Here is a 6,188-nt window from a genome sequence, read left to right as displayed (position 1 = left end):
ACAATGCAGCAGATGCGCACACTCCATTCATGTCTTTGTTGGAATGCCGGGGCACGAAAAGCGACCCGCAAGCTTGAGGAACCAAGCGACGCCCAGGCCCAGATACTGAAGGCCATGGGCTACGGAGTGAGCAGTGGGGTCTTACAGGAATTGGCGACTTAACACACCGAAATCACTTGCGTTTTCAAAAAAAATGACGTTCAATCTGTTAAACTCCTGTATGACATCGTCAACAAGCAGATCGAGCACGCGGAAAACGTCCTGGGCCATTCCATTTCCTCGGTAATTCATCTTGGGGATTTTGGGATCTACAAGACCAATCTGCATGAGTATTTCCGGAAGCGGAAATGCGCCTTCTCCAGGAAGCTGTACGTCATCGACGGTAATCATGAATATTTCAGCATCCTGGAGTCCATCGTCGCCAAATACCGGAACTGCTTTATCTATCTGCCCCGCTGCACCATCCACGCAATCGACGGCTACGCCTTTTTGGCTCTTGGCGGCACCGCCTACATGGATGCCATGATCACACAGCGCGGGGCCGTGATCACCGACGCTCAAATCGACAAATGCCTGACCATCTCCCCGGACCAGGTACAAATCATCCTGACCCATGACTGCCCGGTGGGCATAGGGGTGCCGAACACGCAGGGGTTGGACTTTTTTGGTGCCACCGGCTTTCCCCGCAGCGACGAGCTGGCGGCGCATTTTCGTCCCAGGCTGTGGCTGTTCGGACATCACCACAAGTTTTTCGTCCATCGCGACGGGACCACTGAATACTACGGCCTGTGCGGGGCTTGGCAGGGTTATGGCCTGCTGGACGCCGACTTCCGGTTCACGATGGTGGAGCACGAAATTCCGTGGCCTCCAGCGCCGTTGATGGAGCGCATCCTGATGAAGCTTAGGTTGATCCGCCCGGACAGCCCGCAATATTGAGATGGGATGAGCCAACCGGCCCTCTCTGATTTGGAAGGAAAGAGCATTCATCAATCCGCTGGACATTCGCCTTTTGTCTGGGCCCGCATTCCATCGATGATGACGTTCAACTGGACGGCCATCCGGGCCATTTCCGAAACGGCTTGGGCGGATTGGTTCATGACCTCGCTGGTTTCCGCGGAGATGCGGTTGATGTCTTCCACCCCGCGGTTGATCTCCTCGCTGGTGGCGGACTGCTGTTCCGCGGCCGTGGCGATGGAGCGGACCTGGTCCGCGGCCATCTCGGCCAGGGCCAGGATTTCTTTCAGGGCCTTTCCGGAGATGTTGACCCGGGCCGTGGCCTCGGCTACGGCCTCCGCGGCCTTGTCCATGCCTTCGATGTTGATCCTGGTGCCGTGCTGGATGTCCGTGATGGCTTGGCCGACTTCCTTGGTGGCGTTCATGGTTTTTTCGGCCAGTTTGCGCACTTCGTCGGCCACCACGGCAAACCCGCGTCCGGCGTCTCCGGCCCGGGCCGCCTCGATGGCCGCGTTCAGGGCCAGCAGATTGGTCTGGTCCGCGATGTCCTCGATCACGGTCATGATCCGGCCGATCTGGTCGGCCTGCTGTCCCAAGCGGCCAAGATTGGCTTTCAGTTCCTCGGATTGGCGCTGGACCTTGTTGATGGCCGCTACGGACTCGCCCACCACCTTTGCGCCCTCCAGTGCCTTGGTCCGGGCCTGATCCGACGCCTCCGCGGCCTGGGAGGCGTTTCTGGCCACTTCCAGGACCGTGGCGTTCATTTCCTCCATGGCCGTGGCCGTCTCGCTGGTCCGATCCCGCTGTTGCTCGGCGCCCCGGCTGGCTTGCTCCACCTGGGCGGCCAGTTCTTCCGAGGCCGAAGCCATGGAGTTAGAGACTTGAGTGGCCTGGGAAGCGGCCCGGGAGATGATTTCGTTCTGTTCGCAAATTTCAGCCTCCTTGGCTTTGAGGGCCGTTATATCCAGGTACAGACCGAAACCGCCGATGCAAACCCCGTCCAGATCATAAAGGGGGTAGACATTTGTCAGGACATGCCGAACACCGCCCTTATGCCCTTGAATGGTGACTTCCACGTTCTTGAACACCTCGCCGGTTTCCATGGCCTTGCCCACCAAAGTCTTACGCCCTGGATCATTGTAGAATATTTCGGCCAGGGTCCTCCCGTACTGTTTCTTCGGCGAGCCGTCGATCTGGAGCATGTCCATGCAGGCCTGGTTGGAAAACGTAGCCCGTTCCTTGGTATCCACCAGGAGGAAGGGCATGGGCAGGCCTTCGATGATGCCCTTGTTCATTCCTTTTTCGTGTTTCAGTGCGTGAGCCGCGGCCTCTAGAGCGGCGAACAATTCTGGAAGGGTTTTGCCACCCTGGCAGGTCTCCATTTTTTTCTTTCGAAATGATCCCCGCGCAAGCTTTTCCAGTTCGGTCGTGGCTTCAGCCAGGGCTTGCTTCTGGAGCAGCAGCGGCCCGCCTATCAAGACCAGGGCGATGAATCCGGCAACCGTGGCCATGATGGTTCCCGCCTGGCCCGATGCGTCGACCAATGAAGCGACTCCTCCACCACCGAGTACAACAATCCCGCCGAGCAGGATGGCCGGAAAGACAATTTTCGAAGTATCCATTTGCAGGTCTCCTTGGGTTGCAGGTGTTGAAGGAGAAGCGTGAGAAATCGCGGGTAAATGGGCTCTATAAGCACAAATCATACCATTATGCGGTTTGCATGGAAAATGCACAAATTCGCAAAAATTATCACTACAGCAAAATTTTCGGGTGCAACCAAGGCCATTGAAGTTGATTCACGAGGCGTACAGGGATCATGAGGGCGGATTTCTTTCGGCCTTGATGCCCGGCCGGTTCACGGGGAAGGCATTGTGGCATGTTCGCTTCATCTCCCAGAAAGTGAGAAAATGAATGATTTCTATTCTTTTGGTTTTGTCAGAAATTTCCGATATGCCCTAACTGCGTCAGGGGTTGGGCATGGTAGTTTCACTGTAGCGATAAGGCGATTTCCGCGGCGAAAGCATATTGAGAAGGAAGAAATCAAGTGCCGTGTCTTATTGACCCACACGAAACGCTGAGCCGTATCAAGTTGACACGCTCCGTCAACATATTGAAATAGCTGTCTTTATCTTGTCGTGTGGCGCAAAGACCTTGTCATGACTCCGTTTATGTCCGCTTATGCGCTCATCAACAGGCACGCGGCATTTCATGCAATGGCCTGAACGTATTATGATCATTGAAAAAAAAAGTTGGCCTGGAAGTTGCTTTCTATGCGCCAACAGTCGCTGCAGCGAAAAGCAAGAGTGAATGTTGTTTTTCTTTTCCCCTTTAACCAAAAGGATGGTTAGCATTATGGCCGTACGTGAACAGGTTTATGGTTTTTTCATTCCCAGCGTGACCCTCATCGGCATCGGCGCTCACAAGGAAATCCCCGCCAAGATCAGAGCCCTGGGCGGCACCAAGCCCCTGCTGGTCACCGACAAGGGCATCACCGGCATCGGCATGACCGACCAGATCGTGAAGCTGCTCAAGGAAGCCAAGATGGATTGCGTGGTCTACGACGAGACCATCCCCAACCCCACTGACGCCAACGTCCATGCCGGCGTGGAAGTCTACAAGAAGAACAAGTGCGACAGCCTGATCACCCTGGGCGGCGGAAGCTCCCACGACTGCGGTAAGGGCGTCGGTCTGGTCATCGCCAATGGCGGCAAGATTCACGACTTTGAAGGCGTGGACAAGTCCACCAAGCCCATGCCTCCTTATGTCGCCGTGAACACCACCGCCGGCACAGCCTCGGAAATGACCCGTTTCTGCATCATCACCGATCTCTCCCGCAAGGTGAAGATGGCCATCGTTGACTGGCGCGTTACTCCCGGCATCGCCATTGATGATCCGCTACTGATGATGGGCATGCCCCCGGCATTGACCGCAGCCACCGGCATGGACGCCCTGACCCACGCCGTGGAAGCCTACGTTTCCACCATCGCCACCCCGATGACCGACGCCTGCGCCGAAAAGGCCATTGAGCTGATCTTCGAGCACCTGCGTCCCGCCGTGGCCAACGGCCAGGACATCAATGCCCGCGAAGGCATGTGCTACGCTCAGTATCTGGCAGGCATGGCCTTCAACAACGCCAGCCTGGGCCACGTCCACGCCATGGCTCACCAGTTGGGCGGCTTCTACGACCTGCCCCACGGCGAGTGCAACGCCATCCTGTTGCCCCACGTGGAGAAGTTCAATCTGATCGCCAAGGTTGAGCGCTTCGCCAAGATGGCCAAGTTGATGGGCGAGAACATCGAGGGCCTGAGCCCCCGTGCCGCCGCCGAAAAAGCTCTGGACGCCATTAGGCAGCTTTCCGCCGACGTGGGCATCCCCTCCGGCCTGATCGAGCTGGGCAAGCGCTACGGCAAGGACGTGAAGAAGAAAGACATCGCCGTGATGACCGGCAACGCCCAGAAGGACGCCTGCGGGTTCACCAACCCCCGGTGCCCCAAGGACGCCGACGTGGCCGCCATTTTTGAGGCCGCGCTGTAAGACTCGCTTTTGTGGTTTGGCCAGGAAGGTCGGGCTGTTGGCCCGGCCTTCCTGGTTTTGGAGTCGCGGATTCAGATGTCGAGGAGGTCCGGTCGTTGACGAAGTTCGTCCGGGTGCGCTACCTGTGATGCTTTCAAGGGTCCTATCTCCTCTCTATCTGATTCCCCCGCCAACCCTCCCTCCAAGGAGCCGAGAACACATGGAAGTCATCGACATTCATGCTTCGTGCGATCACGAATTCATTTCCCAGGTCGAAGCGGAGAGCGAACAGAAGGTCAGGCTCTGCTATCAGTGCGGCAACTGTACCGCCGGGTGTCCGTACACCTTTGCCTACGACATACCGGTCAGCCAAGTTATGCGTCTGCTGCAAGCCGGTCAGAAAGATCGCCTGCTGTCCTGCAAGTCCATCTGGCTCTGCGCCACTTGCGAATCCTGCACCACCCGCTGTCCCAACGAAATCGACGTGGCCCGGATCATGGACGTGCTCCGGCACATGGCCCGCCGGGAAGGCTACGCCGCGGAAAAGAACGTCAAGATTTTTTGGGACACCTTCCTAAATTCCGTGGAAAAGCACGGTCGCGTCTTCGAAATGGGCCTGATGGCGGCCTACGTGGCCAAGACCGGTCGGTTCTGGCCGGACATGGATCTTGGTCCGAAAATCCTGCCCAAGGGCAAGCTTTCCTTCAAACCCCATGGAATTCAAGGCAAGGACAAGGTCGCCGAGATTTTCAAACGCTTCAGGGAGACCCGGTAATGACCAAATACGCCTATTATCCCGGTTGCTCCGGACTGGGCACCTCCCAGGAGTACGACTCCTCCACCCGGGCGGTCTGTCGCGCCCTGGGCGTGAATCTCGTGGACATCCCGGACTGGAGCTGTTGCGGCTCCACCCCGGCGCACACCGTGGACCACCTGCTTTCCTCCGCTCTTGCGGCCCGCAACCTGGCCCTGGCCGAGGATCTGGACGCAGCCGCGGTGATCACGCCCTGTCCGAGTTGTCTGACCAACCTGAAGGCCGCCGTGCATCGGATGGGCGACCGGGAGTTTCGCCTCCAGGTGAATAAGCTCCTGGACAAGCCCGTGGACCGCTCCACCCCGGTGAAGTCGGTATTGCAGGTCCTGGCCGAGGACGTGGGACCCGACGCCGTGGCCGAGATGCTCCCGAACAAGCCCCTGGCCGGGCTGAAGCTCGCCCCGTACTACGGGTGCATCATGAACCGGCCTCCGGAGGTGATGCAATTCGACGACCATGAAAACCCCACGGCCATGGACAAGCTGATGGCCGCCCTGGGCGCGGAGGTTCTGCCGTTCCCGTTGAAGGTGGAATGCTGCGGCGCCTCTTTCGGCATTCCGCGCAAGGACATCGTGGCCAAGCTTTCCGGCAAGCTGCTGGAGGCGGCCGCGGACCTCGGGGCCCATGCCGTGGTCACGGCCTGCCCGCTGTGTCAGATGAATTTGGATCTGCGTCAGGGACAGGCCTCCGCCGCCGTGGGCCGCGAATTCCGGCTGCCCGTGTTTTATTATACGCAGTTGCTCGGCCTGGCCCTGGGTGTTCCGCAGAGCGAACTGGGATTGTCCAAGCTTTGCGTCAACCCCAGACTGGCTCTGGACGCCATGCACGCGGCACAAGCCGAGAAACGGGAGCGGGAAGCCAAAAGCGAGCCCGGCAAGCAAACACCCCAGGCCAAGGCCGCCTAGCT

Annotated in this window: 5 protein-coding genes; 4 read left to right on the top strand and 1 reads right to left on the bottom strand. The window is 58.4% G+C overall.

The features are described 5' to 3' along the window. Positions 1–171 precede the first annotated feature (171 nt). Complete coding sequence (locus C6366_RS15340) at positions 172–936, top strand: metallophosphoesterase (protein WP_107739461.1); 765 nt, start codon at positions 172–174, stop codon at positions 934–936. Between the two features lie 50 nt (positions 937–986). On the opposite strand, the gene C6366_RS15335 is transcribed toward C6366_RS15340, so the two are convergent. Then, a complete protein-coding gene (locus C6366_RS15335) occupies positions 987–2,576 on the bottom strand; it encodes a methyl-accepting chemotaxis protein (protein WP_107739458.1) in 1,590 nt (529 codons plus the stop codon). Between the two features lie 730 nt (positions 2,577–3,306). Between C6366_RS15335 and C6366_RS15330 the strand changes: the two genes are divergently transcribed. The 3 genes from C6366_RS15330 (at position 3,307) to C6366_RS15320 (ending at position 6,186) form a co-directional block, all read left to right on the top strand. After that, complete coding sequence (locus tag C6366_RS15330) at positions 3,307–4,488, top strand: iron-containing alcohol dehydrogenase (protein WP_107739456.1); 1,182 nt, start codon at positions 3,307–3,309, stop codon at positions 4,486–4,488. 199 nt (positions 4,489–4,687) lie between these two features. Continuing rightward, positions 4,688–5,242, top strand: coding sequence for a 4Fe-4S dicluster domain-containing protein (locus C6366_RS15325; RefSeq protein WP_107739454.1), 555 nt, complete (start codon positions 4,688–4,690; stop codon positions 5,240–5,242). Further along, the gene (locus C6366_RS15320) at positions 5,242–6,186 is read left to right on the top strand and encodes a CoB--CoM heterodisulfide reductase iron-sulfur subunit B family protein (RefSeq protein WP_107739452.1); all 945 of its coding nucleotides are present in this window, start codon (positions 5,242–5,244) and stop codon (positions 6,184–6,186) included. Before C6366_RS15325 ends, C6366_RS15320 begins: the two co-directional genes overlap by 1 nt. The last annotated feature ends 2 nt before the right edge of the window (positions 6,187–6,188 follow it).

The organism is Desulfonatronum sp. SC1 (genome assembly GCF_003046795.1).
Lineage (GTDB): Bacteria > Desulfobacterota > Desulfovibrionia > Desulfovibrionales > Desulfonatronaceae > Desulfonatronum.
The sequence above is the reverse complement of the archived record's forward strand: the minus strand, read 5'-3'. Positions and strand labels throughout refer to the sequence as shown.

What these genes read in the sequence shown, in the direction of transcription:
- C6366_RS15335 (WP_107739458.1), bottom strand. Translation starts at nt 2,576, where the DNA reads ATGGATACTTCGAAAATTGTCTTTCCGGCCATCCTGCTCGGCGGGATT.
- C6366_RS15330 (WP_107739456.1), top strand. Translation starts at nt 3,307, where the DNA reads ATGGCCGTACGTGAACAGGTTTATGGTTTTTTCATTCCCAGCGTGACC.
- C6366_RS15325 (WP_107739454.1), top strand. Translation starts at nt 4,688, where the DNA reads ATGGAAGTCATCGACATTCATGCTTCGTGCGATCACGAATTCATTTCC.
- C6366_RS15320 (WP_107739452.1), top strand. Translation starts at nt 5,242, where the DNA reads ATGACCAAATACGCCTATTATCCCGGTTGCTCCGGACTGGGCACCTCC.